Below are 25,681 nucleotides of genomic sequence, written 5' to 3'. Positions count from 1 at the left end.
ACAGATTACTTGGCAAAACCTGCTGCCAGCGACAGGTTGTTCGCTTGCAGGTTGTTGGTGCCAGAGGCCACGTTCACCCCAATGTTGCCCACGGCGCCGTTGAAGGCTCCGCCATTGATTTTGGCGTGGTTGAAGGTTTCACGACTGGTGTAGGTATTGACTACGGGGATGTAGCCAACAGCTGCCCCTGCGAGCGCCACGTTACCTGCTTCCTTGAATTCGAATTTCGAATCATGGCTGCCATCGTCATCCTGATTGTCATAGTCGATGTGACCCCAGAGGCTGCCGCCATCGGGGTGATCGCCATCTTTCCAGATTTCCGGATAGACGTTATTGGACTGCTTGCTGGTTCCGCTGTAGGTACCACCTGCCACGAAGCCCATGGCAACTTTGTTGTAGCCCACGGTTTTGGTCGAGCTCAGGCTTTCGTTGGTGGTGAGGTTATTGGAGACGTTCTGGCTGTTGGCAACGGTGGCCACCGCCATGTTGCCGGTCGAAACGGAGGCTGCCATGTTGTTGGCCTGCACGTTACCCGAGCCGGATGCCACGTTGACCCCTATGTTGCCTGCCGCATCCTTGAAGGCGCCATCACCGATACCGGCCTTGTTCTGGTGACCTTTGTTAGAGGTCCAGTTGTGGCTGGCGCTCTGATCGGAGAAGATTTCCGCATCTGAAGAGCCGCCGGCAGACCCGTTTTGACCGGGATAGCCACGACCCATCATGAACTCGGCATCGACCTCGTCATAGGCAGCCAGCGAGGCGCTGTTGCCTTGCACGTTGGAATCCCCCGCCGCGACGTTGGCGCCGACGTTACCGGATACATCCTTGAAGGAGCCGTCGATCTGGCTGGTGTTATCGGTCCGGAAATTGGAGGTGCCAATCATGGAGCTGGATTGCTGGTTGTCCACCACAGCCATCCCCAGCTTGTTGACATTGATATAGCCACCCACGTTGACCCGGCCTTCATATTCCACATCCACCTCGGCTTTGACCTTCTTGGTCAGGGTGGCACCGGTTTCATCTCTGTCGCCTCTGTCATAGGCGAGTGCTGAGCCTGACATGGCCATGACGACCGCGGCGGCTAATGAGCTGTAAATAAGTCCACGCATAATGAGTCTCTCCATTGAGCTTGCCATGGGGGCTTTACCTTCGGCTCCTTTTATCCCTGGAGCGTCAGGGTGGGCCTCCTATCCCTGCGGCATCAAGGCGATGCCGTTACTGCGCCTGCCAAGGGCAGGGAAACCATGTTGACTGCTTGATTTCCCTGTCCCGTGACCTGGTTAACCTGAATGACTCCTTTGCTCCCTGCGAGGGCGTTGTCATCCAGATAGATGCTGGTTGTGGTATTTGCCGGTACCTTGCCACTGGGCAACTTGGCGACACTGGTGCTGAGGTTGATGTCGGTGACCGTACCTATGCCGGTGTCGTCGCCCAGAGACAGCGCGAAGGCATTGACCTGCTGGTTGGCTTCACCAGCGCCTTGGTTGATGCCGATGAGGCCTTTGCTGTTGGTCAATGCCGAGTCGAAGATGGCAACGCGCTGGCTGCCATTGAGGGCCGAGATGGCTTGAGTTTGTTGACTAAACTGGATGACAGCAGGCCCGGAGATGGCGATCGCCGCGAGGTTGCCCTGCTGGTTGTTGCTGCCAGACACCATGTTTACCCCCATGCTGCCCCGAATATTACTCAGGGCCTGCTGGCCTAAATTGACCTGATTTTCCGCGTGGGGCTGTGTCGTGAATAGCAACAAAGTATAAGCAGCCAATGCAATATATATTTTCACGCTCTCTCTCCATGCCAAGGGGGGGGCGAAAGAGATAGAGCAAGGGCTGTGCCAATAGCTAACCAATTGTTTTTTATTGTAAATTTAAATGACCCATTTGTTAATTAGTCTCATGGGTGAGATGGCGATTATTTTTATTTTTATAACGTCATGTTTATTAATGTATTTATATTTTCTCAGGATTAGATCTGGCGTCTCATTGGTGTTGTGTCATTAGTCTATATCTGGGATGGGTTATAGTTATCCCGTCATCAGATCATGAATACGGTGCCGTTTGATATCGATTTTGTTTCATTCTCTGTCGCTTGCCGATGACAAGGAGTCGTTGGTCTGCGGCGCAATCGGCACGGACGACAGGAGAGCTCAACATGCCGGAAGAAGCATTGCTGGTCATCAATCCCTGTGCAGATCTGCCACCTCTGCTTGCCCGGGGAGAGTGGCGTTTATCTCAGGCGCGCACGTTGGCGGTGGCAGAAGAGAAACTGCGCCATGGGGATTACCCTCTGGTGCTGGTGGTGATAAACCCAGTGGAAAATGAAGCCCTGCGCGCCCTCATCGCCCAGCACCCCAATCGGCTCTGGATAGGGTTGGTCGAGCGAGATCAACTTGCCAATGAGGCGCTGCGCAATCTGCTTGCCGCCTGCTTCCATGATTTCCACACCTTTCCTCTCGATGCCGAGCGTCTCTGCCATAGCCTGGGGCACGCCCTGGGGATGGCGCGCCTGATAGGGGATCACCGCTCTGCCTCGTCTGGCAAGGTACGGCTCATTCAAGGGCAGAGCGAACCCATCGTCCAGCTCAGGGCGCAGATGATGCGGCTGCAACATTGCCGTCTCCCCGTGCTGGTGACGGGGCCCAGCGGCACCGGCAAGGAGCTGGTTGCCCGGGAGCTGCACTACGGCACTTTCGGGGAAGAAGCGCCCTTCGTGGCCGTCAACTGTGGGGCCATGCCGCACCAGCTGATCCAGTCAGAGCTGTTTGGCCATGTGAAAGGCGCCTTTACCGGGGCCCAGACCCACAAGATCGGCAAGATTGAAGCGGCCGATGGCGGCACCCTGTTTCTCGATGAAATTGGCGAGTTGCCGCTGGAAGACCAGGTCACCCTGCTGCGTTTCTTGCAGGAGCAGTGCATCGAGATGGTCGGCAGTCATACGTCGCGCAGCGTGGATGTCAGGGTGGTCGCCGCGACCAATATCGATGTGGAGCAGGCGGTCGCACAGGGGCGTTTTCGCGAGGATCTCTATTACCGGCTCAATGTGGTGCGGCTGCGGACCCCGGCTCTGCGGGACAGGCGAGATGATGTGCAACTGCTCGCCAACGAGATCCTGGCCGAGGTGCGGGGCAGCAGGCCACTGACCTTTTCCCACCAGGCGCGTCAGGCCATGCAGGCCTATGGCTGGCCCGGCAATGTGCGCGAGTTGCGCAACCGGGTGCAGCGGGCCGCTGTCATGTGTGCTGGGCCCTGCATCGAGGCGCAGGATCTGGAGTTGTCCCACTCGGAATCCCTGTTGTTTGACGGCTCGCTCAAGGCGGTGCGCGAGGCCGCGGAGCGCCAGGCCTTGCTGCAGACCCTGGCCCGTTTTCCCGATCGGCTCGAAGAGGTGGCCCGTCAGCTCGCCATCTCCAGGGCGACCCTCTATCGCCTGCTGGACAAGCATGATCTGCATTAGCGGCACTGGATGGGCAAGGGGAGGGTGAGCGCTGTCACGCAGTCGTCATAGGTGAGGAGGAGAATAGGTCGCCGAGAGTGAGACAACCCACAGTACTGGAGCGCCCCATGGCCTGGTATCTTGCAACCCTGTTCGCCCTGCTGCTGACCCTGCCCGAGTGGCCGCTGCCCAGTTGGCCCGTTGCCCCCGCCCAGACATCCCAGACCCAGGCCGCACGACTGGAGCGGATAGAGCGCCAGCAGTGGCAGCAGGCCAGCGCAACGGGGCAGGCTCAACTGACCGTGAGCCTGCCCCGTTCCTGATCATCCTCTTCTGTTTCATCTCTTCCCCCGCCACGAGGAGATCCATGGCGGGACGTCGGGATCACTCCCCCTTAGCGATGCCTTCCCGGCGCGGATCGGCGGCGCCAAACCAGCCCTGGGCATTGCGCTCCACCCCCTGCAACCCCGAGGTCTGTTCGTTCAATACCACCTCGTGCCCCCTGGCTTTCAAGGCATCGACCACCAAGGCAGGGGTGCGCCCCTGCTCCAGTTCGGTGGGGCCATTGCGGCTGCCGAAGTTGGGCAGGTTGATGGCCTCTTGCAGGTTCAGGCCCCAATCCTGGGTGCCGAGCAGGGTCTTGCCCACATAGTTGATGATGGCCGAGCCCCCCGGTGAGCCCAGGCTCATCTCGAGGGCGCCGCTCTCTTTGTCAAACACCAGCAGGGGAGACATGGAGGAGCGTGGCCGCTTGCCCGGCTCCACCCGGTTCGCCACCGGCAAGCCGGCGGCATCCACCGAGGTGAAGGAGAAGTCGGTCAACTCGTTGTTGAGCAGGTAGCCGTTGACCATCAGCCGTGAACCGAAGCCATCCTCGATGGAGCTGGTCATGGAGACTGCCATGCCCTCGCGGTCGACGATGGAGACATGGCTGGTGGAGGGCAGCTCGGGGGTGGCGTCCTTGCCACGGGCGATGGCCATGGGGGGCGTGCCGGGTTTGGCGGTGCCCATGGAGGTCTGCCCGATGAGGCGTGCCCGCTGCGCCAGGTAGCCTTTATCCAGCATGCCGGCCACCGGCACGCTGACAAAGTCCATGTCCGCCACATACTGGTTGCGATCGGCGAAGGCGAGCCGTGCCGCCTCGCTGTAGAGGTGGATGGCTTCCGGGCTGGCGCTGAGCCTGCCATCGGCGCCCCGCACCGGTTTGAGGGCCGCCATGTCGCGGCCCTCCAGCATGCCGAAGATCTGGCCGAGGGCCAGGGTGCCGGAGGAGGGGGTCGGGAAGCCGCACACCTCGCTCTGGCGATAGTCAAAGCAGAGGCCATCGCGCAGCTTGGCGCTGTAACCGGCCAGGTCGGTCGCCGCCAGCACCCCGGGATTGACCGGGTGGGATCGAACCTTGGTGACCATGGCCTCGGCCAGGGGGCCGCGGTAGAAGGCGTCGGCGCCCTCGTCTGCCAGGGTACGCAGCACTCTGGCCAGGGCCGGGTTGGTGAGTCGGGTTCCCGCCGCCTTGGGGGTGCCATCGGCCTGGTAGAAATAGGCGCGGGCATCCGGGTCCCTGGCGAGATAGGGATCCTTGGCCAGCAGGGTGGCCAGGCGTGGGCTTATCACAAACCCTTGCTCAGCCAGGGTGATGGCGGGCGCGAACAGGCTGGCCCAGGGCAGTTTGCCATAGCGCTCGTGCGCCAGGGCCAGGGCACGTACCGTGCCGGGGACCCCCACGGAGCGCCCGCCCACCACGCCGTCGTAGAAGGCCATCGGCTTGCCATCTCGCATGAACAGCTGATCCGTGGCGGCGGCGGGGGCCGTTTCCCGACCATCCACGGCGGCAACCCGTTTGCCATCCCATACCAGCATGAGGGAGCCGCCGCCGATGCCGGAGGATTGCGGCTCCACCAGGGTCAGCACCAGCTGCACCGCGATGGCGGCATCCACCGCAGAGCCGCCCGCCTTGATCACCTGATAGCCGGCATCCACCGCCAGCGGGTTGGCGGCGGCCACCATGAAGGCACTGCCTTGCCAGCCCTGCTTGTCGGTCCAGCCACTGGCGGCCTCGGGGGCGATCAGGGTCTGGGGGGGCGGAGCATAATGGAAGGCATCCTGAGGGGCGCAGCCGGCGAGCAGGCCGAAGGCGATCAGCAGGCTGAGGGGTTTGAGGGACATGACACTCTCCTTGTCTGTTTTCTCTACGGGGATAACGAATGTGGCACAGTTGAAACCTGATTGAAAGATTGCCTTTATACTCAAGTGCTTACAAAACTATCAATGACGACATGACGCGTGCGGGGAGGAAGACGGATGAGAAGAGGCGTGATAGGAGCACTCTGCCTGCTGCTGGTCGCCTGTGGCGAGCCAGGGTTCAGGCCTCTGGCGGCGGGGGAGACCATACTGGCGTTCGGTGACAGCCTGACGGAGGGGCGCGGCGCCCCTCCGGCCCAGAGCTACCCCAACGTGCTGGCGAGCTTGAGCGGCCACCCCGTCATCAATGGCGGGGTATCGGGGGAGTTGAGTCAGGCGGGCAGGGCACGCCTGCCCGGGCTGCTGGCCGAGCACAGGCCCGGACTGGTCATCCTGCTGGAAGGGGGGAACGATATCTTGCGCGGCACGGGGGAGGCGGCTCTCAAGGCCAATCTCGCCGCCATGATAGCGGCGGTGCAGGGCAGCGGTGCCCAGCTGTTGCTGGTGGCTGTGCCCCGCAAGTCCCTGTTTGCCGATGGCGCCCCCCTCTATGGAGAGCTGGCACAAGAGTACGGACTGGTGCTGGACAACGACACCATGGGGGAGCTGCTGCGCAGCCCGGCGCTCAAGTCCGATGCGGTGCACCTCAATGGCGAGGGGTACCGCGCCCTGGCCGAGCGGCTTCACCGGCTGTTGCAGGCCCGCGGTGCGCTATGAGCGCCGGTGCTCCTGCGCGTCTGCGGGGCCGCCTGGAATAAAAAAACCGCCATCAGGCGGTTTTTTTACCGGCAGGGGACAACTCAGATGGACTGCTCTTCCCCGCCCAGGGCGGCAAACAGCGCCGGGATGAACTGGGCCAGCTCGGCGGTTACCAGGGCGAAGTCGGCGTCCAGACGGGCGGCGGGATCCTCGCTGGTGACGTCGTCGTTCTGCTCGCGCAGCTCTTCGCTGAACTTGAGGCGCTTGATGGAGAGGTCATCCCCCAGCACGAAGCTCAGGGTCTCGCCCCAGTTCAGGGCCAGCTTGGTCACCAGCTTGTCGTTGGCCAGGTGATTCTTGATCTCCTCGCTCATCAGATCCTGCTGCTTGCAGCGGATGATGCCGCCGTGTTCCATAGCGCTGCGCAGCTCGGCCTCGTCCTCCAGGGTGAAGGCGGCGGGCAGGTTGCCCTCGTTGAGCCACTCGGTCATGGTGATTTCGGGCGGGTTCTTCAGGGCCACCGGCACCACCGGCAGGGAGCCGATGGATTTGCGCAAGAGCGCCAGCAGATCGTCCGCCTTCTTGGCGGAGCCTGCATCCACCACCATCAGGTTGTCGGCCGGGTTTATCCAGGCGAAGGTCTGGCTGGTGCGGCTGAAGGCGCGGGGCAGCAGGGTGTGCATGATCTCCTCTTTCAGCGCCTCCTTCTCCTTCTTCTTGAGGGCGCGGCCCTGCTCGAATTCGATCGCTTCCACCTTCTCCGCCAGCATCTCCTTGACCACTGTGCCCGGCAGCATCTTCTCTTCCTTGCGGGCGCAGATGAGGATGTGACCCGCGGCGCTGTGGGTCAGGGTCGAACCGAATTTGCCCAGGGGCTTGACCCACCCGAATCGGGAGATGTCCTGACTGCCGCACGGGGTGAAGGCGCAGGCCTCGAGCTGGGGTTCCAGCTGGTCGACGGTCAGGTCAAAGGGGCGGGTAAAGCGATAAATCTGCAGGTTCTTAAACCACATGGCGTCCTCGGTCGTAACAATTGTCCGGCGGGCATTGTACTGCAAAGCGACGCTTTGTGATCGACCAATCACTCCCGGGAAAAAAATCGGATGCGGCTCACAGGCCATGAGGGCTCGACGCAGAAGCGGGGGAAAAGTCTCCTAGACTGCCAGCAGGCGAGTCAGGGATAAGGATGAGGGTATGCTCAGAGCGAGTCGGGCAGAGGATAGGGATGGTATCGTCGAGATCTGGTTGCTGGCTTCATTGCAGTCCCATGATTTCGTCGATGCCTCGGTCTGGTGGAAGGCTCAGGAGGAGCTGCGCACCCGCTACCTCGAGCAGGCCAGGATCTGGGTCCATGAGGAGGGCGGCGAGCTGCAAGGCTTCATCGCCCTGGTCGACGATTACCTGGCTGCCCTGTTCGTGCGTCCCGAGCGTCAGGGCCAGGGGGTGGGCCATGCCCTGCTCCAGGTGGCAAAAGGGGAGGCCCGCAGCCTCCATGCCAGGGTCTTCACCGAGAATGAACCTGCGGTACGCTTCTATCGCCGGCACGGCTTCATCATAGATGGCGAGACGCAGGATCCCCTGACCGGTCACGGCCAGTACCGCATGCACTGGTTCGGCGCCTGAATACCCCCGTCCTTGCTTGAAAGGCGCGGGGTCAGGCACCATGTTGACGACATATGCCCATGGCACCCCGCGACCGAGTCCCGATCCAATGAAAATCCTCCATACCGCCGACTGGCATCTGGGCCATCAACTCCATGGCCACGATCGCCGCTTCGAACACGATGCCTTCCTCGACTGGTTGACCGACACCATCAAGGCGCGCCAGATAGACGCCTTGCTGGTGGCAGGGGATCTGTTCGATACCGCCAATCCTCCCGCCAGCGCCTGGCAGCAGCTCTATCGCTTCCTGGCGCGGCTGCGGGCGGAACATCCTGCCCTCGACATGGTGCTGCTCGGTGGCAACCACGACTCCCCCTCCAAGCTCGATGCCCCCCACGAGCTGCTGCGGGCCTTCGACCTGCATCTGGTGGGCAGCATCAGCCGGGACGACGAGGGGCGCCTCGAGACCGATCGCCTGCTGGTGCCGCTGAGGGGCAAGGATGGCGAGGTGGCCGCCTGGTGCGCCGCCGTGCCGTTTCTGCGCAGCAGCGATCTGCGGCCAGAGGGGCTCAGCGAGGGGCAGGACAGGCTGATCGAAGGGGTTCGCCAGGTGTACCAGGCGGTGCTGGCCGAGGGGCGAGCACGTTGTCAGCCCGATCAGGCCCTTATCGCCATGGGCCACGCCTACCTGGCGGCGGGCCAGCTCTCCGAGCTCTCCGAGCGGCGGGTACTCGGCGGCAATCAGCACGCCCTGCCCGCCGACATCTTCGCGGCAGCCGATTACACGGCGCTGGGCCATCTGCACCTGGCCCAGAGCCCGGCCGAGGGCGTGCACTACAGCGGTTCGCCGCTGCCGCTCTCGCTGGCCGAGGCGAACTACAACCATCAGGTGCTGGAGGTGACGTTTGAGGGGGGCAAATTGGCGGGGCTGGCGCGGATCCCTGTGCCCAGGCGCGTCGATATGATCCGGCTGCCCCAAAGCGATCTCGACGAGGCGCTCAACGCCATCGCCGCGCTCGAACTGCCAGACCGTCCCCAGGAGGCGCAGCCGTTTCTCGAGGTGCGGCTGCTGCTGCCCAAACCCGAGGCGCGCATACGCGAGCGGATCCTGGCCGCCATCGGGGGCAAGCCGGTGCGCCTGGCCCGCATTACCACCAGCTATCAGGGCTCGGGCCAGGGGCTGGCCGATGGCCGCGCGCGGCGCAGGCTCGATGAACTCTCCCCCACCGAGGTGTTCCGGCTCTGCTATCAGCGCCAGTTCGAGGGGGAGCCGGAGGCCGCATTGGTTGCCTCGTTTGAAGAGATCTTGGAGCAGGTGAAGGAGTCCGGCGTATGAAGATCTTGTCTCTGTCAGGGGAAAATCTGGCCAGTCTGACCGGCCCCTTCACCATCGATTTTGCTGGTGGCGCCCTGGGAGCGGCGGGCCTGTTTGCCATCACCGGCAACACAGGCGCGGGCAAGAGTACCTTGCTCGACGCCATCTGCCTGGCGCTCTACGACGAGATGCCCCGTTTCATCGCCAATCGCAAGCACGTCGCCGAAGTGGGCCGCACGGATGACGAGGAGAAACTCAAGGCCAACGATGTGCGCGGCATCCTCAGCCGCGGCCACGCCAGCGGCTGTGCCGAGGTGCAGTTTCGCGGCTGCGACGGCCGCATCTGGCTGGCCCGCTGGGCGGTACGCCGGGCCCGTAACCGCGCCGAGGGGCGTTTTCAGGCCCAGGAGCGCAGCCTGACCGACCTGGCGTCGGGTCAGGTGTTCAGTGGCAGCAAGCGGGAGCTGCAAGAGCGCATCGACGAGCTGGTGGGACTCTCCTGGGAGCAGTTTCGCCGCGCCGTCATCCTGCCCCAGGGGGAGTTCGCCGCCTTCCTCAAGTCGAGCGCCGACGAGCGCTCCGCCCTGCTCGAGCGGATGACGGGCACAGAGCTCTATTCCGCCATCTCGATCCAGACCCATGAACGGGCGCGGGCCGAGCAGCAGGCGCTGTCGGCCCTCCAGCAGCGCCTCGGCGACGTGGCCTTGATGGACGAAGAGACCCGCGAGCAGTGGGCCGCCCAGCAGGTCAGTCTCGCGACCAGCCTCAAGCAGGAGCAACAGCAGCGCCAGCTGTTGCAGGCACTGCGGGATCTCAACGAACGGATTGCCGCCCAGCAGCAGGCCTGCCGGGAGGGGCAGGCGGCGCTGGCCGCGGCCGAGGCGGCCCATGGCGAGGCGGCGTCCGGGCGGGAGGAGTTTGCCCGTACCGAACAGGCCCAGGTGGCCCGCGCCGATCACGACGAGCTGGCCCGCCTCACCCTGGAGGGGCAGCAGCAGGAATTGCTGATAAGCCAGCTGGGCCCCGAGCTCGAGCAAGGGGAGCAGGCCCGGCAGCGGGCCGAGCTGACCGAGCAGCAGCGGCTGGCGGACAAGATAGCCGCCGAGCGCGAATGGGGCGCCTTGCAGCCCGAGCTCAAGCGGGCCCAGGAGCTCGACACCCTGCTCGAGGAGAAGGGCCAGCAGCTGCAAGAGATCCAGCAGCAGGGGACCCAGGCCCGCACGGCGCAACTGGCGCTGCAGCAGGCGTGGCAGCAGCAGGCCGACAAGGTGGCGGCACTGATGGCGCGCCGCCAGCAGTGGGCGCTCTGGCTCGAGCAGCACAAGGCACTGGCCCCGCTGGCACGTCAGTGGCAGCCCTTGCTGACGGCCATGCAGGATTGGGCCGCGGACGGGGAGCTGTTGCAACGCGTACTGCAAAGCCGCGAACACAAGGGCCATGCCCTGGAGGATCTCAATGGCCGCCTGGCAAAGGGGCGGCAGGAGCGCGACGCCTTGCAGCAGGCCCGCGCACGCCTGCAACAGCGGCACGACGAGTTGCAGGCTCAGGAGTGGGACGCCGAGGTCGCCAGGGAGCAGGAGCTGCGCCAGGCCCGGACAGAGCAACTCGCCCGCCTGGGTCAGCTCCTTGAGCTGGCCCAGGCGGGCCGCAACCACGGCGAGCAGCAGGCGCGGTTGCAGCAGGAGATGGCGCAGCTTGCGCAGCAGCTTGCCCGGCTCACCGAACAACATGAGACGCTGGTCCCGGCACTCGAGCGCCTTGTGCTTCAGCGAAACGAGGCGCGCCATGGGTTGGAGCAGGCCCGGGCCGTGGCCAGCCTGGCGCAGTATCGCCACGAGCTGCAAGAGGGCTGCCCGTGCCCGCTGTGCGGCGCCGAGGAGCATCCCTACACCCGGCATCAGCCCCAGGTGGCCGGCATCCTGACGCAACTGGCCGAGCGGGTCAGCCAGCTGGATCTGGAGTGGGAGCGGCTCAATCATCAACACATTCAAGGGGAGGGGGAGCGGGCCGAACTGAGCCGTCAGTTGGCCATTCGCCAGCAGCATATTCCCGATCTGGAGGCCAGATCCGAGCAGCTTGCCCTACGCTGGTCGCAGCTGGGGGGGGAGAGCCTGCTGGGTCAGGGGCTGCCCTTGCAGCAGGCGCCGGCACAGTGGACCGGCCTGCTGACACAGCTGGTGGCGCAAGGGGAGGCGCTGGAGCAGGCGCTGGCGGTCGGTGCGCGGCAGTTGCAGCAGGCCCAGCAGGGGATGCAGGCCTTGATGGCGCTGCGGGAGCAGTTGGGGGAGCTGACCACCCGCCAGCAGCAGGGCGAGCAGCAGTGGCAGGAGGCCGAGCGCCAGCAGATAGCCTGGGAGGCGGAGCTCAAGGCGCTGGCCGAACAGGAGACCGCCCTGCGCCAGCGTCTGGCACAGGGGGAGGCCCGCCTCGACGAGCAGATGGGGGCCGAGCACTGGCGCCAGTGGCTCGGTAGCCGGCAGTGGCAGGAGTGGCAGCAGATCTGCGAAGACTATCTGCGTGGCCAGAGTGAGTGGGAGCAGCTTGGCAACGAGCTAGCCAGCCTGACTCCCGCCTTGAGCGCCCAGGAGGCGCGGGTGCAGAGCCAGAATGCGCAGCTGCAACGCCTCGAGCAGGAGTACAAGGAGGCCGAGCAGCAGCGTCAGAGGCTGCTGGCCAGTCGGGAGGCCTGCCTCGGAGGCCGAGCCGTCGCCCAGGTCGAACAGGAGTGGCAGCAACGGCTGCAGCTGGCCGCCAGCCAGTACGAGGAGGCCGTGGCGGCCCTGGCCACGGCGAGGGAGCAGCAGACCGAACTAAAGGCCCGTTTGACTCACCTTGACCAGGAGCGGCAGAGGAGCAGCCAGGGGCGGCGCGAGGCGCTGGCGCGCTGGGCGGCGCACGTCACTGCGCTCGGGATCGCCGAGTATGATCTGCGCCGTCTGCTGGCCATCACACCGGACGAGCTCAGGGCTCGTCGCGCCGCCCTGCAGGGGCTGGACGATGCCCTGGCCGAGGCCCGCACCCGGCTGACCGAGCGGCAGCGGGCGCTGGCCCAGGAGCAGAGCAAGCTGGCGCACTATCGGGAACATCATGAGGCCCTGAGCGCCCTCACGGTCGAGGCCCTTGCCGTGGCGCTGGACGACTGCGAGTCACGCTGCCGGGCCCTCGACGAGCAGCTGTTCCAGTGCAAGAGCACCCTGGCGCAGGCCGAGGCGGCGGCCCTCAAGGCGGGAGCGCTGCAGGAGGCGCTGATCGCCCAGCAAGGGGTGGCGGATCACTGGCAGCGCCTGTCCGATCTGATTGGTTCCGCCAGCGGCGCCAAGCTGCGCACCTTCGCCCAGAGCCTCACGCTCGAACGTCTATTGTTGGAGGCCAATGCCCAGCTCGCCGAGTTGTCGCCGCGCTATCGGCTGGAGCGGGTGCCCGGCACGGATCTGGCGCTGCAGGTGGTGGATCTCGACATGGGGGACGAGGTGCGTTCCGTGGACTCCCTCTCCGGCGGCGAGAGTTTCCTGGTCTCCCTGGCCCTGGCTCTGGCTCTCTCCAGTCTGTCGTCGCGCCAGACCCAGGTAGAGTCGCTCTTCATCGACGAGGGCTTTGGCACCCTGGATCCCGACAGCCTGGATCTGGCGCTCGCCAGCCTCGATTCCCTGCAGGCGGCGGGCCGCCAGATCGGGGTCATTTCCCACGTGCAGACCCTGGTGGAGCGGATCGGTGTGCAAATAAGGGTCGAGGCCCTCGGCGGGGGGGAGAGCCGGGTGGTATTGCCCTGATGGTATCGATTGAGTCATGACAACGGCCCCTTCAAAGGGGCCTTTTGTTGGCGTGTTCAAGGCGGGTGCTTATTTTCGCTCGGGCAACATATTGGTCAGGGTGCTGTCCCTGAGCACATGGTGGTGATAGAGAGCGGCCCCTGCGTGCAGGGCAATCAGGGTATAACCCAGGTTGGCCAGCGTTTCGTGCAGATCCTTGATGGTCCCTTTCAGGCCATCATCCGGTCCTATCAGCGCGGGCAACTCAAATCCGAAGAAGGGGATGGGCTTGCCACCCGCGCTCAGCAGCAGCCATCCTAGCAGCGGCGTCAGGATCAAAAAGCCGTACAGGGCCAGATGGGCGAGGTGGCCGAGCTTGAGCATCAGGGGCGAGGGGGCGGGCACTATGCGCGGTGAGGGGCTGCCAAAGCGCACCAGCAGGCGCACCATCACCAGCGCCAGAATGAGCAAGCCCACCATGAAGTGGTACTCCTTCATCAGATCGCGTCCGGCCGAGCCCTTGGGAAAAATATCCCTGAACTCCATCAGCCCATAGACGGCCACTATCAGCAGCAGGGTCAGCCAGTGCAACCCTATGCTCAGGCTGCCATAACCTTGTTCCGTATTCTGCAGCATCTTTATCTCCTTCCGGAGGGCGCGTTGCATCGCCCTGGTCCATCCCGTCACGCACGGCGCCGGGATCCCGTGGTCTCCACACCCATGCTACAAGGCTTGTCGGGCAATGCCTTGATCTCGACCGCGCTTTTGCATCGGAGTGCCCTTGTCCGGTCAGGGAACTAGCCAGCCCCTGATGGTTGAGAGCAGGTGGACCTAAGGTGTTGCCCATAAAAAAACCGAAGCACCAGGCTTCGGTTTTTTATCGCGGTCACTGGCACAGGGCCAGAGGCGTCTTATTTCTTGATGCGGATCACCGGGGTCTCGCCCACGGTCACGGCGCCGGTCATCTTGATCAGCTCCTTGATCTCATCCATGTTGGAGATGACAACCGGGGTCAGGGTAGACTTGGCTTTCTCTTCCAGCAGGGCCAGATCGAACTCGATGATGGTGTCGCCTTTCTTGACCTGTTGGCCTTCCTGAGCGATACGGGTGAAGCCTTCGCCTTTCAGTTCGACGGTGTCGATACCGAAGTGAACGAACAGCTCGATGCCAGTGTCAGATTCCAGCGAGAACGCGTGGTTGGTCTCGAAGATCTTGCCGATGGTGCCGTCGCACGGTGCGACCATCTTGTTGCCAGCCGGCTTGATGGCGATGCCATCACCCACGATCTTCTCGGCGAATACCACGTCAGGCACATCTTCGATGGGGACGATTTCGCCAGACAGGGGGGCAAAGATTTCGATGCCGCCGGTGTCAGAGCTGTCATCGGAAACTAGCTTCTTCAGTTTATCGAACAGACCCATAGTAAAAGCTCCTAAAGATGATTGTCGCTGTTTGCAGCCGATCTTAGCAGACTGCTTTCTGCTTTATAAAGTTATCTACACAGGCTTCGATTTCGGCGGCGGTGGCATAGCTCAATGCTTGCTCGGCCATGGCCTTCACATCTTCGAAGTTGGTGTTGCGAATGAGTTTCTTGATGCGCGGCACAGAGATGGCGCTCATGGAGAATTCATCCAGACCCATGCCCAGCAGCAACAGGGTGGCGCGTTCGTCACCAGCCAGTTCACCACACATGCCGGTCCACTTGCCTTCGGCATGGGACGCATCGATCACCATCTTGATCAGGGTCAGGACGGAGGGTGACAGCGGGTTGTACATGGCGGAAATCATCTCGTTACCACGGTCGACCGCCAGGGTGTACTGGGTCAGGTCATTGGTACCGATACTGAAGAAATCCACTTCCTTGGCCAGATGATGAGCCATCACGGCGGCGGCCGGGGTCTCGATCATGATACCCACTTCGATGGATTCATCAAAGGCTTTACCTTCGGCGCGCAGTTCAGCCTTGAGTTGCTCCACTGTGGCCTTGAGGCTGCGGAACTCTTCGACGGAGATGATCATCGGGAACATGATGCGCAGTTTGCCGAAGGCAGACGCACGCAGGATGGCCTTCAGCTGGGCGTGCATGATGTCTTCGCGATCGAAGAAAATACGCACGGCACGCCAGCCCAGGAAGGGGTTCATCTCTTTCGGGAAATTCATGTAGGGCAGTTCTTTGTCGCCGCCGATGTCCATGGTGCGGACGATGATCGGCTGATCCGGCATGGCCTCTGCCACTTCTTTGTAGGCCTTGAACTGCTCGTCTTCGGTCGGCAGCGCATCGCGGTCCATGAACAGGAACTCGGTACGGTACAGACCCACGCCTTCAGCGCCGTTGCGGATGGCACCTTCAGTATCCTTGACGGTACCTATGTTGGCGCACACCTCGACCTGATGGCCATCCAGGGTGATGGCGGGCAGATCCTTGAGCTTGGCCAGCTCGTCTTTCTCGGCCTGGAACTGGGCCTGGAGTTCTTTGAACTTGGCCAGCTGCTCGGGGCTCGGATTGATGACGACCTGGTTGTTGATCGCATCCAGCAACAGCAGATCGCCATTGTTGACACGGCGAGTGATGTCGTTGGTGCCCACGATGGCCGGCAGCTCCAGGGAGCGGGCCATGATGGAGGTGTGAGAGGTGCGGCCACCGATGTCGGTGACGAAACCCAGCACGTATTTCAGGTTGATCTGAGCTGTTTCGGACGGAGTCAGGTCGTTGGCGACCAGGATGACTTCTTCGTCTATGGTGCTCAGATTGACCACTGCGATGCCCAGCGCGTTCTTCACCAGACGGGTGCCGATATCACGAAAATCGGTGGCGCGCTCCCGCAGATAGGGATCATCCAGGTCGGCCATCATCTTGGCGTATTGCTCGATGACCTCATAGATGGCCTTGTCAGCGGTGGCCTTGTTGTCCTTGATGAAGGATCTGATATCCCCTTCCAGCTCCTCATCTTCGAGCAGCATGATGTGGCCTTCGAAGATGGCCTCTTTTTCTTCACCGAAGGTGCGACCGGCCATCTCTTTGATGGCTTCCAGCTGAGCGGCTGACTTGGTGCGCGCTTCGAGGAAGCGGTTGATCTCGGCGTCAATCTGGTCAACAGAAATCTTGCCCTGATTGATAACGATTTCATCTTCTTTCAGAAGAAGCGCCTTACCGAATGCGATACCGGGGGACGCAAGAATGCCAGATATCATAATCCTTCCTATTAAAACGACTGTGGGGGAGGAGTGTGAGCCGGATTACTCCAGCTCGTCCATCAGGGCAACCAGCTTGTCAACGGCTTGCTTGGCATCCGGGCCATCGGCCTGGATGGTGACGTTGGTGCCCTTGGTCAGGCCCAGGGTCTGCAGCTTGAACAGGCTCTTGGCGCTGGCGGACTTGCCACCGGAGACCACAGTGATCTCGCTTTGGAATTCTTTGGCTTCTTTTACGAATTGCGCTGCCGGACGGGTGTGCAGGCCGTTTTCAGCAGTGATAACAACAGACTTCTCGTACATGGTTCACCCCATATTATTGATATTTTATGGTCAATCAGGCCGCTTTGACGCCGCGCTATTCGACCGTTTAAGTATGCATATGTTGTAAAGTAACGAAATCAGACCCGCAAGAGCTTAATCCAGGTCAACTTTCTGTTCAGTATTTGCAGTCTCTGTCAGATTTCCCGAAACAAAGTGTCGCAAGCCGCGCTGTATCTGGCTCTTCGTTATTTTATAACGAAAAATAACACTTTGTTACTTTGTGATACCTGACCCGCAAAAGGTGCGTTACGCCGCACAGGATATGAGATTTATCACAGAATGTCTGCTTTTTTTGTGGCAGCACTCCTTGTTATTTTACCCCAAAAAATAAGGGGGTCGACTGGCACTGTTTGGCGACAAGTTTAGCGTAAAAAAAAACGGCGCCCACCCGGGGCGCCATTTTTACGGAAACCAGCATCACTTACTGTTGCAGTTCCTGCTCGCTGAATACGCCGGCGAACAGGGCGCTGGAGAGGTAGCGTTCGGCGGCGCTCGGCAGCACGACGACTATGGTCTTGTCTGCGAACTCCGGCAGCTCGGCCAGACGGGCGGCAGCCACCACGGCGGCGCCCGAGCTGATACCGGCCAGGATGCCTTCCTCTTCCATCAGGCGGCGAGCCATCTCGATGGCCTCATCGCTGCTCACCTGCTCGACCCTGTCCAGCAGGGTCAGGTCCAGGTTGCCCGGAATGAAGCCGGCGCCTATGCCCTGGATCTTGTGGGGGCCGGGCTTTATCTCTTCACCCGCCAGTTTCTGGCTGATGACGGGGGACTCGGAGGGTTCGACCGCCACGGAGACAATGGCCTTGCCCTTGGTCTGCTTGATGTAGCGGGAGACCCCTGTGATGGTGCCGCCGGTGCCAACGCCTGCCACGAACACGTCCACGTCACCGTCGGTGGCGTCCCAGATCTCGGGACCCGTGGTCTGCTCGTGAATTTCGGGGTTGGCGGGGTTTTCAAACTGTTGCAGCAGCACATACTTGCCCGGCTCGGATTCGAGGATCTCGTTGGCCTTGGCGATGGCACCCTTCATGCCCAGCGGCCCTTCGGTCAGCACCAAGTTGGCACCGAGCGCCTTGAGCAGCTTGCGACGCTCCAGGCTCATGGTGGCCGGCATGGTCAGGGTGATGGGATAGCCACGAGCGGCCGCCACGAAGGCCAGAGCAATGCCGGTGTTACCACTGGTGGGTTCGATGATCTCCTTGCCCTGGGTCAGGACGCCGCGCTTCTCGGCATCCCAGATCAGGTTGGCGCCGATGCGGCACTTGACGCTGAAGCTGGGGTTGCGGCTCTCGATCTTGGCCAGCACGCGGCCCTTGGTAACACGGTTGAGACGAACCAGCGGGGTCTGACCTATGGTCTGGCTGTTGTCCTCAAAAATCTTGCTCATGGTGCTATCCCTGTTTGTTACGGCGATGAAACAAGATTACTCTGAGATTCCTGAATGAGAAGTGACGTTTTGTTATAACAATATGTTATTACAAGATATAGGGTTTATACCCTCTCGTCTGAATTAATCGCCGACCCACACCGGGTGCCCGGTTATAACGACCCCTTGGGCCACGGCGGCGCCGGGGCGGGCCTGCGACTCGCCTGTCGCCGTCCCGTCCGCCTCGACCCCCGATAAGCCGGGAACCAACCCGGCACAGGAGCAAAGATGACCCAGATAGTGATCAGCGGCAGTGGCCTCTATACCCCGCCTTTTGCCGTCAGCAACCAGGAGCTGGTGGATGCCTTCAACCAGTATGTGGACCTCTACAACGAGGAGAATGCTTCCGCCATCGATGCCGGTCAGCTCGCGGCCAGGCAGCACTCCAGCAGCGATTTCATCGAGAAGGCATCCGGCATCAAGAGTCGCTATCTGATGAGCAAGGAGGGGGTGCTGGATCCGGATATCATGCAGCCACTGCTGGCGGAGCGCCCCGACGAGCAGCCCAGCATCATGGTGGAGATGGCGGTCGCCGCCGCCGAGCAGGCGCTGCTCGCGGCCGGGCGCAGGCCCGAGGAGATCGATCTGGTCATGGTCGCGGCCTCCAACATGCCCCGTCCCTATCCGGCGCTGGCCATCGAACTGCAGCACTATCTGGGGGCGGCCGGCATGGCGTTTGACATGAACGTGGCCTGCTCATCCGCCACCTTCGGCATCAAGACGGCGGCGGACCTGCTGGCGGCGGGTACGGCGAAACTGGCGCTGGTGGTGAACCCCGAGATCTGCTCGGGCCATCTCAATTTTCGTGACAGGGACAGCCACTTCATCTTCGGCGACGCCTGTACCGCCGTGCTGCTGGAGCGTGCTGAGGATTGCAAGGTGGCCAAGCCCTGGCATCTGGTGGCCAGCAAGCTGACGACCCAATACTCCAACAACATTCGCAACAACTTCGGCTTCCTCAACCGGCTCAGCCCCCGCACCCGCTTTGCCGACGACAAGCTGTTTCGCCAGCAGGGACGCAAGGTGTTCAAGGAGGTGCTGCCCCTGGTGTGCGACCAGATAGCCGATCAGCTGGCCGCCCAGGGCTGGGGCGTCGATGGCTTGAGCCGGCTCTGGCTGCATCAGGCGAACCTCACCATGAACCAGTTCATCGCCCGCAAGCTGCTGGGCCACGACGCCAGCCAGGAGGAGGCCCCGGTGATCCTGGACCGTTACGGCAACACCAGCTCGGCCGGTTCCATCATCGCCTTCCATCTGCATCAACAGGATCTGCCGAGCGGTGCTCGCGGCGTGCTCTGCTCGTTCGGGGCCGGTTATTCCATCGGCAGCCTGCTGCTCGAGCGAGGGTGAAGCGACCTCTTGCCGTCGGGAGCAAGTCAGCAAAAAGGGATCTTAATGAGCCCTTTTTTTGTTGGCGACAGGATGGGACGCCACTGCCTCGGTACGGCCGAGTCAGGCGGGCTCTATGGCCAGCACCTCGCACTCGGGCTCCCGGATGCGAAAGCGCACATTGAGGTCGAACAGGCGAACCCCGTAGACCTTGTCGTCCGGCTTGCCCTGCTTGTAGGCGGGGCGAGGATCCTGGGCCAGCACCTCGCTCACCAGCTGACGCAGCTCGGGGTGGGCCTGGTGCCAGGGTTGCAGCTGCTGCTCCGCCTCTGGGCTGAAACGCACGGTGAGCGGCGGGGTGGGGGCCTGGGGGGCGAAGCCACCCCGGGCGTGGGGCAGGCTGTCGGCGTAGGGGATGTAGGGCTTGATGTCGACGACAGGGGTGCCGTCCAGCAGATCCACGGCACCCAGATCCAGCCACAACTTGCCACGCTCGCGGCCGACGCCGAGCAGTTCCACCACCGACAGACCCAGCGGGTTGGGGCGAAAGGTGGAGCGGGTGGCGAACACGCCGACCCGCTCGTTGCCACCCAGGCGCGGCGGGCGCACCGTCGGGTGCCAGCCCTGTTCCATGGTCTGGTGAAACACGAAGCTGAGCCAGAGGTGGGAAAATTGCTCTATGCCCCGCAGCACGTCGGGCTGATCGTAGGGGGGCAGCAACTCGAGCCGGGCGCGGCTGGCGGTGACCAGACCGGGCTGGCGAGGGATGGCAAACTTCTCCTTGTAGGGGGAGTGGATCACCCCCAGGGTATCGATGTCGAATTTCACGCGGCGCGGCCCAAGCAGAATGGAGAGGGTAGAAAATCGGGGGCAATCTAGCACAGTTCCCTGCAAAAGGCATGAGCGGGCCGAGGCGGACGCCATCGCCAGGGGAGAGCGGTGCGGCTATAGTGCTGCCACTGATCGTCCCCGCCCATCTGGAGGAATCCCTATGATAGTCGCCCCCTATGCCGCCCTGCTGGCCTGCCTGTTTGTCTATCTGAGCCTGAGGGTGGTGCGTCTGCGTCGCCAGCTTCAGGTGGCGGTGGGGGACAGGCAGGAGCCGCGGCTCACCCGCGCCATCCGTGCCCATGGCAACTTCGCAGAATACGTGCCCCTGTGCCTGCTGCTCATCCTCTTCTTCGACGGTCTGGGCGGCCCCATCCCCCTGGTGCACGGGCTGTCACTTCTTCTGCTGTGTGGCCGCAGCCTGCATGCCTATGGCATCAGTCAGCCCAAAGAGGAGTTCAGGTTCCGGATCCTGGGCATGGTGCTCACCTTCACCAGCATGCTGGGGGCGGCCCTGGGGATCTTGCTGCTGACCCTGATCGATCTCTGGTAGGCACGGTATCAGGCCAGGTTGGCCCCCAGCTCGACGAGCAGCTGGCGCAGCACGGCGCGGTGGCAGTGGGCCTCCTGCTCGCAGTAGCAGCCGATGGCGATATCCGTATGGTGGGAGAGGGCCGCGAGCAGGGCCAGGCTGTGTCTCGCCTGGGGGCTGTTCATCTCTTTCTTGTATTGACGCACGAAGTGCGCCCACTGGGCCTGACTGGTGGCTCCCCGACCCAGCTTCATGGTGTCGTTGCTGGGGGCGAGGTCGGGATACCAGACGTCATACCAATCCTGGCTGGCAAACGCCTGCCTGGGCACGCCGCGGGGCGGGCGGCGTACCGTGCCGATGCGCAGCCCCTCTCCCGGCTGGCGCGGGCTGCCGAGGCGCACGATATGAATGCTCATCTTGCCTCCTGATGACGGACATGGGACGGGTTGTCCTCATCCTGCCCCCGGCAGAGGGGGCGGGTCAACCGGGGCGACGGGTCTGGTACGGGGGGAGGCAGAAACAAGCACCCCGGCCAGGCCGGGGTCGGGACTTATTTTTGTTCGGCGACCTTGAGGGCCTGACCGTAGCAGATGATCTGCTTGAGGCAGCCAGGGACATCGCTGTACTCGGCGCACTTGTCGATGGTGATGCCGTTGCCCCCCATGTCGGCCGCCCGGCGCCGGGCCAGGGTACGGGCCTCCCCGGCATTGGGGACCGGCTGGTTGGCATCGCTCTGGCAAGATTCCCCTTCCACTGTGCCGAGGTAGAGGTAGTTGAGCTCGGCCAGGTCGGCCTGATCATAGATGGTCACACGGCCCGGCTTGAAGTACTCATCGAAGTTCTCCTTGTCCAGGTTGCTGTTGAAGGCGAAGTTGGCACAGCCGGAGGCGAGCAGGGGCATCATCAGGATCAGGGGTTTCATATCGGCATCTTGTTGATCAGTGAGGGCAACATTATAGGGGCCAGTCGCCACCGGCGACCAGCCCCTATTTTATCTGGCGGCCCGGGGAGCCGGGCCATGGCGGATGGCGATCAGGCCGGGGCCAGCCGCCGATACAGACTCTGGTAGTAATCGTCGGCCAGCAGCGCCTGGTGAGGGGCGCAAAGCCGGATCTGGCCCTGCTCCATCAGGGCTATCCTGTCCATCTGCTCCAGACCCGTCAGGCGGTGGGAGATGAGCAATATGGCCCGATCGGACCCCAACCTCATCAGCAGCGCCATGATATCGCGCTCGGTCCGGCTGTCGAGGCCCTCGGTGGGCTCGTCCAGCAGCCAGAGCGGGGCATCGTGCAGCAGGGCGCGGGCGATGCCGATCCGGCGGCGCTCCCCACCGGAGAGCGGACGACCGCCATCCCCGAGCCAGGCATCCAGCCCGGCTTCATCCCTGAGCAGGGCATCGAGCCCGACCTGTTGCAGCACCTCGGTGAGCCGTGCATCGCTGGCATCGGGCGCCGCCAGGGTGAGGTTGTCTCGCAAGGTGGCGGCAAACAGATGCACCCGCTGGCTTACCACAGAGAGGGAGGCGCGCAGGGCCTCCTCGCTGTAGTCGGTGAGCGGGATCCCGGCCAGCAGGATCTGGCCGGACTGGGGCGTCCACTCCCGGGTCAGCAGTCCCATCAGGGTGGATTTGCCGCAACCCGTCTGACCCAGCAACGCCAGCTTCTCGCCGGCCTGCAAGGTGAGGGAGCAGCCGTGCAGCACGGGCTGGGGGTTGCCAGGATAGGCGAAGTGGAGCTCGCTCAGCTGCAAGGCTCCCCCTTCGGCGCGCCGGGTGTGCGACCCCCAGACGGGGGGGCGGGCATCTTGCAGTATCTCGTTGAGGCGGCGGGCCGAGGCCAGGCTGGTGGATAGGTGCTGGAAGGCACCGGCCAGGGGCAGCAGAGCCTCGAAGCTTGCCAGGGTCGCGAACACCATCAGGGCCGTCTTGGGATCCGGCACCGCGCCCCCCACCCCATGGCCGGCGAGCCAGAGCATCAGGGTCAGGGTCCAGCCGCTGAGCAGCTGCACGGAGGCATTGGCCAGGCCGCTCACCCGGGCCATGCGGGCCTGGGCGCGGATCAGGGCCTGCTCGGCCTCTTGCAGCTCGGCGAGGGACTGGGGGGCGGCGGCGAACATCTGCAACTCGGCCTGGCCGTCCAGATAGTCCACCATGCGGGTACGCAGGTTGGACTTCTCGGCGATGAGCTGGCGGCCCGGCGCGCGCCCGGCAAAATAGAAGACCAGGGGCAGGGCCAGCATGCCAAACAGCAGGATGGCACCCAGGATCAGGGCGAGGCGCCCGTCAAAGAACGACAGGAAGAAGACCAGACCGGCTGTGCTGAGCAGAGCAGCCCCTATGGGGGTGAGCAGGCGCAGGTAGACGTGGTCCATGGCGTCGATGTCGGCCACCAGTCGGTTGAGCAGATCCGCCTGACGAAAACCGGCCAGGGCGCCGGTGGAGAGCGGGGAGAGCTTTTGCCAGAACCAGACCCGCAGCCGGGTCAGCACCCGGAAGGTGGCATCATGGCTGACCACTCGCTCCCCCCAGCGGCCCGCGGTACGGACGATGGAGAAAAAACGTACTCCCCCGGCCGGGGTCATGTAGTTGAAGGTATCGCGGCTGGCGACTGCCATGCCGGCCACGGCGGCGGCAGAGAGGAACCAGCCGGAGAGGGAGAGCAGCCCCATGCCGGCCACCAGGGTGACCAGGGCGAGCAGCAAGCCCAGGGAGAGGCTCAGCCAGTGCTGGCGATAGAGACGCAGAAACGGCAATAAATCAGTCATCGAGAGATCCCCCGGCGCGTTGGGACAAGAGCTGGGCGAAGGGACCCTGCCCCTCGCTCAGGGTGTGATAGTGACCCTGCTCGACCAAGTTGCCATCGGCCAGCACCAGGATCTGATCCATGGTGCTGAGCTGATCGAGTCTGTGGGTGATCATCAGCAGGGTCTGATCCGCCATCGCTTGCTCCAGGCTCGCCATGATGGCCCGCTCCGAAAGCCGGTCCAGGCTGGCGGTGGGCTCATCCAGCACCATCAGCTGGGTGGACTTGAGCAGGGTGCGGGCCAGGGCCAGGCGTTGGGCCTGACCGACGGAGAGACCACCGGCCTGATCGCCGAGGGGATAGTCGAGCCCCTTTTCCCTGGCAAATTCCCAGGCCTGGGCGCCCTTGAGGGCCTCTTCCAGCTCGCGGTCGCTGGCCGTCGGTCTGGCCAGCAACAGGTTGTCGCGCAAGGAGGCATGAAACAGTTGCGGATTCTGGGAGAGCCAGCCCAGGCTCAGACGCCATTGACTCATGTCCAGGCTGGCCAGCTCCTGGCCATCGACCTTGAGCTCGCCGCGATAGGGGGCGAAACCGAGCAGGGCGTTGACCAGGGAGCTCTTGCCCGCCCCGCTGACCCCGACCAGGGCGGTGCGCGAGCCGGGCGCCAGGGTGAAATCGAGGGGGCCGACCAGCACCTTGCCCTCGGCGCTCAGCACCTCCAGGCCCCGGGCCTCGACCCGGATCGGGCGGGTGGCCGCAAAGGGCTGGTTGCCGCTGGCGGGCTCGGCGACCTCGGCCTCCAGAAATTCGAGCAGCTGCTCGGCGGCGCCGATGGCCTGGGCCTTGGCGTGATAGTGGGCGCCCAGCTCCCGCAGCGGGGCATAGAACTCGGGAGCGAGAAACAGCACGAACAGGCCGGTAAACAGGGTGACCTTGACGCCGTAGCTGCCAAAGTTGAGGTGATCGATATAGGAGAAGCCGAAGTAGACCGCCACCAGCGCCACCGACAGGGCGGCGAAAAACTCCAGCACCGCCGTGCTCAGGAAGGCTAGACGCAGCACCTCCATGGTGCGCACCCGAAAATCTTCCGACGCCTCCTCAATCTCTTTGCCCTCGGCCTGGGTGCGCATGAAGAGTTGCAGGGTGCGCAGCCCCTTGAGGCGATCGAGGAAATGACCCGAGAGGCGGGCCAGGGCATGGAAGTTGCGCCGGTTGGCGTCGGCGGCGCCCACCCCTACCAGGATCATGAACAGCGGGATCAGGGGGGCGGTACCGAGCAGTATGATGCCGGCGGCCCAGTTGATCGGGAAGACGGCCACCAGGATCAGCACGGGGATGAAGACGGCGATGGCCATCTGTGGCAGGTAGCGCGAGAAGAACTCCTGCATGTTCTCTATCTGCTCGAGCAACAGGCTGGCCCAGCTCCCCGCCGGTCGGCGCTGGATATAGGCGGGGCCAAGGCGGCTCAATCGGGTCAGCACCACTGCCCTGATGGTCTGGCGCACGGCGGCGCCGGCCTTGAAGCTGGTCACCTCCCGGCCATAGGCGAGCAGCGCCTTGCCCAGGGTGACCAGCAGCAGGGCGATGAACAGGGGGATCTGCTGCTCGGGTCGGATCCCCGCCATGATGAAGCCGTGCAACAGGGTGGCCAGCAGCCAGGCCTGAGCCACCATCAGGCTCCCTTGACCCAGTCCGCACAAAATGGAGAGACCGATCCAGCGGCGGCCGTGACTCGACTGCTTGCGCAACCAGCCATAAAGACGTGTTTGGGTTTTCTTATCCATTACCAGCTTCCTCGCTTCGAGTGGCGCAAGACTATCCTCGGCCCCTGGCCTTGGCAACCTTGTCGATCTCGGGAGATGAGGCGAGGTGCTGTAAAAAGCAACGACCTGCTCATTCGTTGGTCGAACAGCTTGATTTACTGTAAAAAAGGGGAAATGTGCCATTGCGCTTGGCGACAAAATGCATATAGTAGAGGCCCTGACGCGGGTGTAGTTCAATGGTAGAACGGTAGCTTCCCAAGCTGCATACGTGGGTTCGATTCCCATCACCCGCTCCACATTCAAGGCATGTGGAGCCAAGCGCTTCCAGGCCGTGGTGACATCGACAGATGCACCGTTCTCTCTGATGCCAGGCGGGCATCGTATAATGGCTATTACCTCAGCCTTCCAAGCTGATGATGCGGGTTCGATTCCCGCTGCCCGCTCCAGCTTTCATGCAAAAAGCCCACTCCTGCGAGTGGGCTTTTTGTTGTCTGCTTGCCTGGCCTGAATCGCGAACCCAGGTCCGTCCTGCCTCGCGCCCGGGCAGCAAAAAGGCGCCTGGGTG

General features: G+C 63.1%; 22 protein-coding genes and 2 tRNA genes. 10 read left to right on the top strand and 14 right to left on the bottom strand.

Annotated features, from left to right (window positions below):
- Positions 1 to 5 precede the first annotated feature (5 nt).
- On the bottom strand, positions 6 to 1,109 hold the full coding sequence (locus tag ACEUCR_RS05235) for a hypothetical protein (RefSeq protein WP_408788550.1): 1,104 nt from the start codon (positions 1,107 to 1,109) through the stop codon (positions 6 to 8).
- 92 nt (positions 1,110 to 1,201) lie between these two features.
- Entirely contained in the window at positions 1,202 to 1,783 is a 582-nt protein-coding gene (locus ACEUCR_RS05230) for a hypothetical protein (RefSeq protein ID WP_408788547.1), read from the bottom strand.
- A 368-nt stretch (positions 1,784 to 2,151) separates the two neighbouring features.
- Here ACEUCR_RS05230 and ACEUCR_RS05225 point away from each other — a divergent pair, with 368 nt between their 5' ends.
- Positions 2,152 to 3,453 (top strand): sigma-54 dependent transcriptional regulator, encoded by a 1,302-nt coding sequence (locus ACEUCR_RS05225; protein WP_408788545.1) that lies wholly within the window; start codon positions 2,152 to 2,154, stop codon positions 3,451 to 3,453.
- A 107-nt stretch (positions 3,454 to 3,560) separates the two neighbouring features.
- Entirely contained in the window at positions 3,561 to 3,755 is a 195-nt protein-coding gene (locus ACEUCR_RS05220; RefSeq protein ID WP_408788542.1) for a hypothetical protein, read from the top strand.
- A gap of 61 nt (positions 3,756 to 3,816) precedes the next feature.
- Here ACEUCR_RS05220 and ggt read toward each other — a convergent pair whose 3' ends face one another.
- Positions 3,817 to 5,598, bottom strand: a complete 1,782-nt coding sequence (gene ggt / locus ACEUCR_RS05215) for a gamma-glutamyltransferase (RefSeq protein ID WP_408788539.1) — start codon at positions 5,596 to 5,598, stop codon at positions 3,817 to 3,819.
- Positions 5,599 to 5,733: 135 nt separating this feature from the next.
- Between ggt and ACEUCR_RS05210 the strand changes: the two genes are divergently transcribed.
- Entirely contained in the window at positions 5,734 to 6,330 is a 597-nt protein-coding gene (locus ACEUCR_RS05210) for a GDSL-type esterase/lipase family protein (RefSeq protein ID WP_408788537.1), read from the top strand.
- An 83-nt stretch (positions 6,331 to 6,413) separates the two neighbouring features.
- Here the strand turns inward: ACEUCR_RS05210 and rdgC are convergent, their stop codons facing one another.
- Positions 6,414 to 7,325 (bottom strand): recombination-associated protein RdgC, encoded by a 912-nt coding sequence (gene rdgC, locus ACEUCR_RS05205; RefSeq protein WP_041999912.1) that lies wholly within the window; start codon positions 7,323 to 7,325, stop codon positions 6,414 to 6,416.
- Positions 7,326 to 7,506: 181 nt separating this feature from the next.
- Between rdgC and ACEUCR_RS05200 the strand changes: the two genes are divergently transcribed.
- The 3 genes from ACEUCR_RS05200 (at position 7,507) to ACEUCR_RS05190 (ending at position 12,999) form a co-directional block, all read left to right on the top strand.
- Complete coding sequence (locus ACEUCR_RS05200) at positions 7,507 to 7,935, top strand: GNAT family N-acetyltransferase (protein WP_041999915.1); 429 nt, start codon at positions 7,507 to 7,509, stop codon at positions 7,933 to 7,935.
- 88 nt (positions 7,936 to 8,023) lie between these two features.
- Positions 8,024 to 9,250: an exonuclease SbcCD subunit D C-terminal domain-containing protein gene (locus ACEUCR_RS05195; RefSeq protein WP_408788534.1), complete on the top strand. Its 1,227-nt coding sequence runs from the start codon at positions 8,024 to 8,026 to the stop codon at positions 9,248 to 9,250.
- The gene (locus tag ACEUCR_RS05190; protein WP_408788532.1) at positions 9,247 to 12,999 is read left to right on the top strand and encodes an AAA family ATPase; all 3,753 of its coding nucleotides are present in this window, start codon (positions 9,247 to 9,249) and stop codon (positions 12,997 to 12,999) included. The genes ACEUCR_RS05195 and ACEUCR_RS05190 overlap by 4 nt, the downstream gene beginning before the upstream one ends.
- Positions 13,000 to 13,068: 69 nt before the next feature.
- On the opposite strand, the gene ACEUCR_RS05185 is transcribed toward ACEUCR_RS05190, so the two are convergent.
- The 5 genes from ACEUCR_RS05185 to cysK form a co-directional block, all read right to left on the bottom strand.
- Positions 13,069 to 13,614, bottom strand: a complete 546-nt coding sequence (locus ACEUCR_RS05185; protein WP_408788529.1) for a cytochrome b — start codon at positions 13,612 to 13,614, stop codon at positions 13,069 to 13,071.
- Between the two features lie 275 nt (positions 13,615 to 13,889).
- The gene (gene crr, locus ACEUCR_RS05180; protein WP_041999928.1) at positions 13,890 to 14,399 is read right to left on the bottom strand and encodes a PTS glucose transporter subunit IIA; all 510 of its coding nucleotides are present in this window, start codon (positions 14,397 to 14,399) and stop codon (positions 13,890 to 13,892) included.
- Positions 14,400 to 14,442: 43 nt separating this feature from the next.
- Positions 14,443 to 16,170, bottom strand: coding sequence for a phosphoenolpyruvate-protein phosphotransferase PtsI (ptsI, locus tag ACEUCR_RS05175; protein WP_041999931.1), 1,728 nt, complete (start codon positions 16,168 to 16,170; stop codon positions 14,443 to 14,445).
- Positions 16,171 to 16,215: 45 nt separating this feature from the next.
- Positions 16,216 to 16,473: an HPr family phosphocarrier protein gene (locus ACEUCR_RS05170; protein ID WP_041999934.1), complete on the bottom strand. Its 258-nt coding sequence runs from the start codon at positions 16,471 to 16,473 to the stop codon at positions 16,216 to 16,218.
- A gap of 442 nt (positions 16,474 to 16,915) precedes the next feature.
- Positions 16,916 to 17,884, bottom strand: a complete 969-nt coding sequence (gene cysK / locus ACEUCR_RS05165) for a cysteine synthase A (RefSeq protein ID WP_111874833.1) — start codon at positions 17,882 to 17,884, stop codon at positions 16,916 to 16,918.
- Between the two features lie 267 nt (positions 17,885 to 18,151).
- On the opposite strand from cysK, the gene ACEUCR_RS05160 reads away from it, so the two are divergent.
- On the top strand, positions 18,152 to 19,273 hold the full coding sequence (locus tag ACEUCR_RS05160; RefSeq protein ID WP_041999940.1) for a beta-ketoacyl-ACP synthase III: 1,122 nt from the start codon (positions 18,152 to 18,154) through the stop codon (positions 19,271 to 19,273).
- 102 nt (positions 19,274 to 19,375) lie between these two features.
- Here the strand turns inward: ACEUCR_RS05160 and tsaA are convergent, their stop codons facing one another.
- Positions 19,376 to 20,080: a tRNA (N6-threonylcarbamoyladenosine(37)-N6)-methyltransferase TrmO gene (tsaA, locus tag ACEUCR_RS05155; protein ID WP_408788526.1), complete on the bottom strand. Its 705-nt coding sequence runs from the start codon at positions 20,078 to 20,080 to the stop codon at positions 19,376 to 19,378.
- A 163-nt stretch (positions 20,081 to 20,243) separates the two neighbouring features.
- On the opposite strand from tsaA, the gene ACEUCR_RS05150 reads away from it, so the two are divergent.
- Entirely contained in the window at positions 20,244 to 20,633 is a 390-nt protein-coding gene (locus tag ACEUCR_RS05150) for an MAPEG family protein (protein WP_041999946.1), read from the top strand.
- 8 nt (positions 20,634 to 20,641) lie between these two features.
- Here ACEUCR_RS05150 and ACEUCR_RS05145 read toward each other — a convergent pair whose 3' ends face one another.
- The 4 genes from ACEUCR_RS05145 to cydD form a co-directional block, all read right to left on the bottom strand.
- The gene (locus ACEUCR_RS05145; protein ID WP_408788522.1) at positions 20,642 to 21,028 is read right to left on the bottom strand and encodes a DUF488 domain-containing protein; all 387 of its coding nucleotides are present in this window, start codon (positions 21,026 to 21,028) and stop codon (positions 20,642 to 20,644) included.
- 134 nt (positions 21,029 to 21,162) lie between these two features.
- Entirely contained in the window at positions 21,163 to 21,534 is a 372-nt protein-coding gene (gene rcsF / locus ACEUCR_RS05140) for an Rcs stress response system protein RcsF (protein ID WP_041999952.1), read from the bottom strand.
- 110 nt (positions 21,535 to 21,644) lie between these two features.
- Complete coding sequence (cydC, locus tag ACEUCR_RS05135; RefSeq protein ID WP_408788519.1) at positions 21,645 to 23,375, bottom strand: heme ABC transporter ATP-binding protein/permease CydC; 1,731 nt, start codon at positions 23,373 to 23,375, stop codon at positions 21,645 to 21,647.
- Positions 23,368 to 25,137 (bottom strand): heme ABC transporter permease/ATP-binding protein CydD, encoded by a 1,770-nt coding sequence (gene cydD / locus ACEUCR_RS05130; protein ID WP_408788516.1) that lies wholly within the window; start codon positions 25,135 to 25,137, stop codon positions 23,368 to 23,370. The genes cydC and cydD overlap by 8 nt, the downstream gene beginning before the upstream one ends.
- Before the next feature lie 201 nt (positions 25,138 to 25,338).
- Here cydD and ACEUCR_RS05125 point away from each other — a divergent pair.
- Positions 25,339 to 25,412, top strand: a tRNA-Gly gene (locus ACEUCR_RS05125).
- A gap of 75 nt (positions 25,413 to 25,487) precedes the next feature.
- Positions 25,488 to 25,562 (top strand) — tRNA-Gly (locus ACEUCR_RS05120).
- The last annotated feature ends 119 nt before the right edge of the window (positions 25,563 to 25,681 follow it).

Origin of the sequence: Aeromonas bivalvium, from assembly GCF_046078285.1 — a bacterium.
Lineage (GTDB): Bacteria > Pseudomonadota > Gammaproteobacteria > Enterobacterales > Aeromonadaceae > Aeromonas > Aeromonas bivalvium.
This window is presented reverse-complemented; position numbering and strand designations above follow the sequence as displayed.

Excerpts from the sequence above, each read along its gene's own strand:
- ACEUCR_RS05235 (WP_408788550.1), bottom strand. The coding sequence starts at position 1,109 with ATGCGTGGACTTATTTACAGCTCATTAGCCGCCGCGGTCGTCATGGCC.
- ACEUCR_RS05225 (WP_408788545.1), top strand. The coding sequence starts at position 2,152 with ATGCCGGAAGAAGCATTGCTGGTCATCAATCCCTGTGCAGATCTGCCA.
- ACEUCR_RS05220 (WP_408788542.1), top strand. The coding sequence starts at position 3,561 with ATGGCCTGGTATCTTGCAACCCTGTTCGCCCTGCTGCTGACCCTGCCC.
- ggt (WP_408788539.1), bottom strand. The coding sequence starts at position 5,598 with ATGTCCCTCAAACCCCTCAGCCTGCTGATCGCCTTCGGCCTGCTCGCC.
- ACEUCR_RS05210 (WP_408788537.1), top strand. The coding sequence starts at position 5,734 with ATGAGAAGAGGCGTGATAGGAGCACTCTGCCTGCTGCTGGTCGCCTGT.
- rdgC (WP_041999912.1), bottom strand. The coding sequence starts at position 7,325 with ATGTGGTTTAAGAACCTGCAGATTTATCGCTTTACCCGCCCCTTTGAC.
- ACEUCR_RS05200 (WP_041999915.1), top strand. The coding sequence starts at position 7,507 with ATGCTCAGAGCGAGTCGGGCAGAGGATAGGGATGGTATCGTCGAGATC.
- ACEUCR_RS05195 (WP_408788534.1), top strand. The coding sequence starts at position 8,024 with ATGAAAATCCTCCATACCGCCGACTGGCATCTGGGCCATCAACTCCAT.
- ACEUCR_RS05190 (WP_408788532.1), top strand. The coding sequence starts at position 9,247 with ATGAAGATCTTGTCTCTGTCAGGGGAAAATCTGGCCAGTCTGACCGGC.
- ACEUCR_RS05185 (WP_408788529.1), bottom strand. The coding sequence starts at position 13,614 with ATGCTGCAGAATACGGAACAAGGTTATGGCAGCCTGAGCATAGGGTTG.
- crr (WP_041999928.1), bottom strand. The coding sequence starts at position 14,399 with ATGGGTCTGTTCGATAAACTGAAGAAGCTAGTTTCCGATGACAGCTCT.
- ptsI (WP_041999931.1), bottom strand. The coding sequence starts at position 16,170 with ATGATATCTGGCATTCTTGCGTCCCCCGGTATCGCATTCGGTAAGGCG.
- ACEUCR_RS05170 (WP_041999934.1), bottom strand. The coding sequence starts at position 16,473 with ATGTACGAGAAGTCTGTTGTTATCACTGCTGAAAACGGCCTGCACACC.
- cysK (WP_111874833.1), bottom strand. The coding sequence starts at position 17,884 with ATGAGCAAGATTTTTGAGGACAACAGCCAGACCATAGGTCAGACCCCG.
- ACEUCR_RS05160 (WP_041999940.1), top strand. The coding sequence starts at position 18,152 with ATGACCCAGATAGTGATCAGCGGCAGTGGCCTCTATACCCCGCCTTTT.
- ACEUCR_RS05150 (WP_041999946.1), top strand. The coding sequence starts at position 20,244 with ATGATAGTCGCCCCCTATGCCGCCCTGCTGGCCTGCCTGTTTGTCTAT.
- ACEUCR_RS05145 (WP_408788522.1), bottom strand. The coding sequence starts at position 21,028 with ATGAGCATTCATATCGTGCGCCTCGGCAGCCCGCGCCAGCCGGGAGAG.
- rcsF (WP_041999952.1), bottom strand. The coding sequence starts at position 21,534 with ATGAAACCCCTGATCCTGATGATGCCCCTGCTCGCCTCCGGCTGTGCC.
- cydC (WP_408788519.1), bottom strand. The coding sequence starts at position 23,375 with ATGACTGATTTATTGCCGTTTCTGCGTCTCTATCGCCAGCACTGGCTG.
- cydD (WP_408788516.1), bottom strand. The coding sequence starts at position 25,137 with ATGGATAAGAAAACCCAAACACGTCTTTATGGCTGGTTGCGCAAGCAG.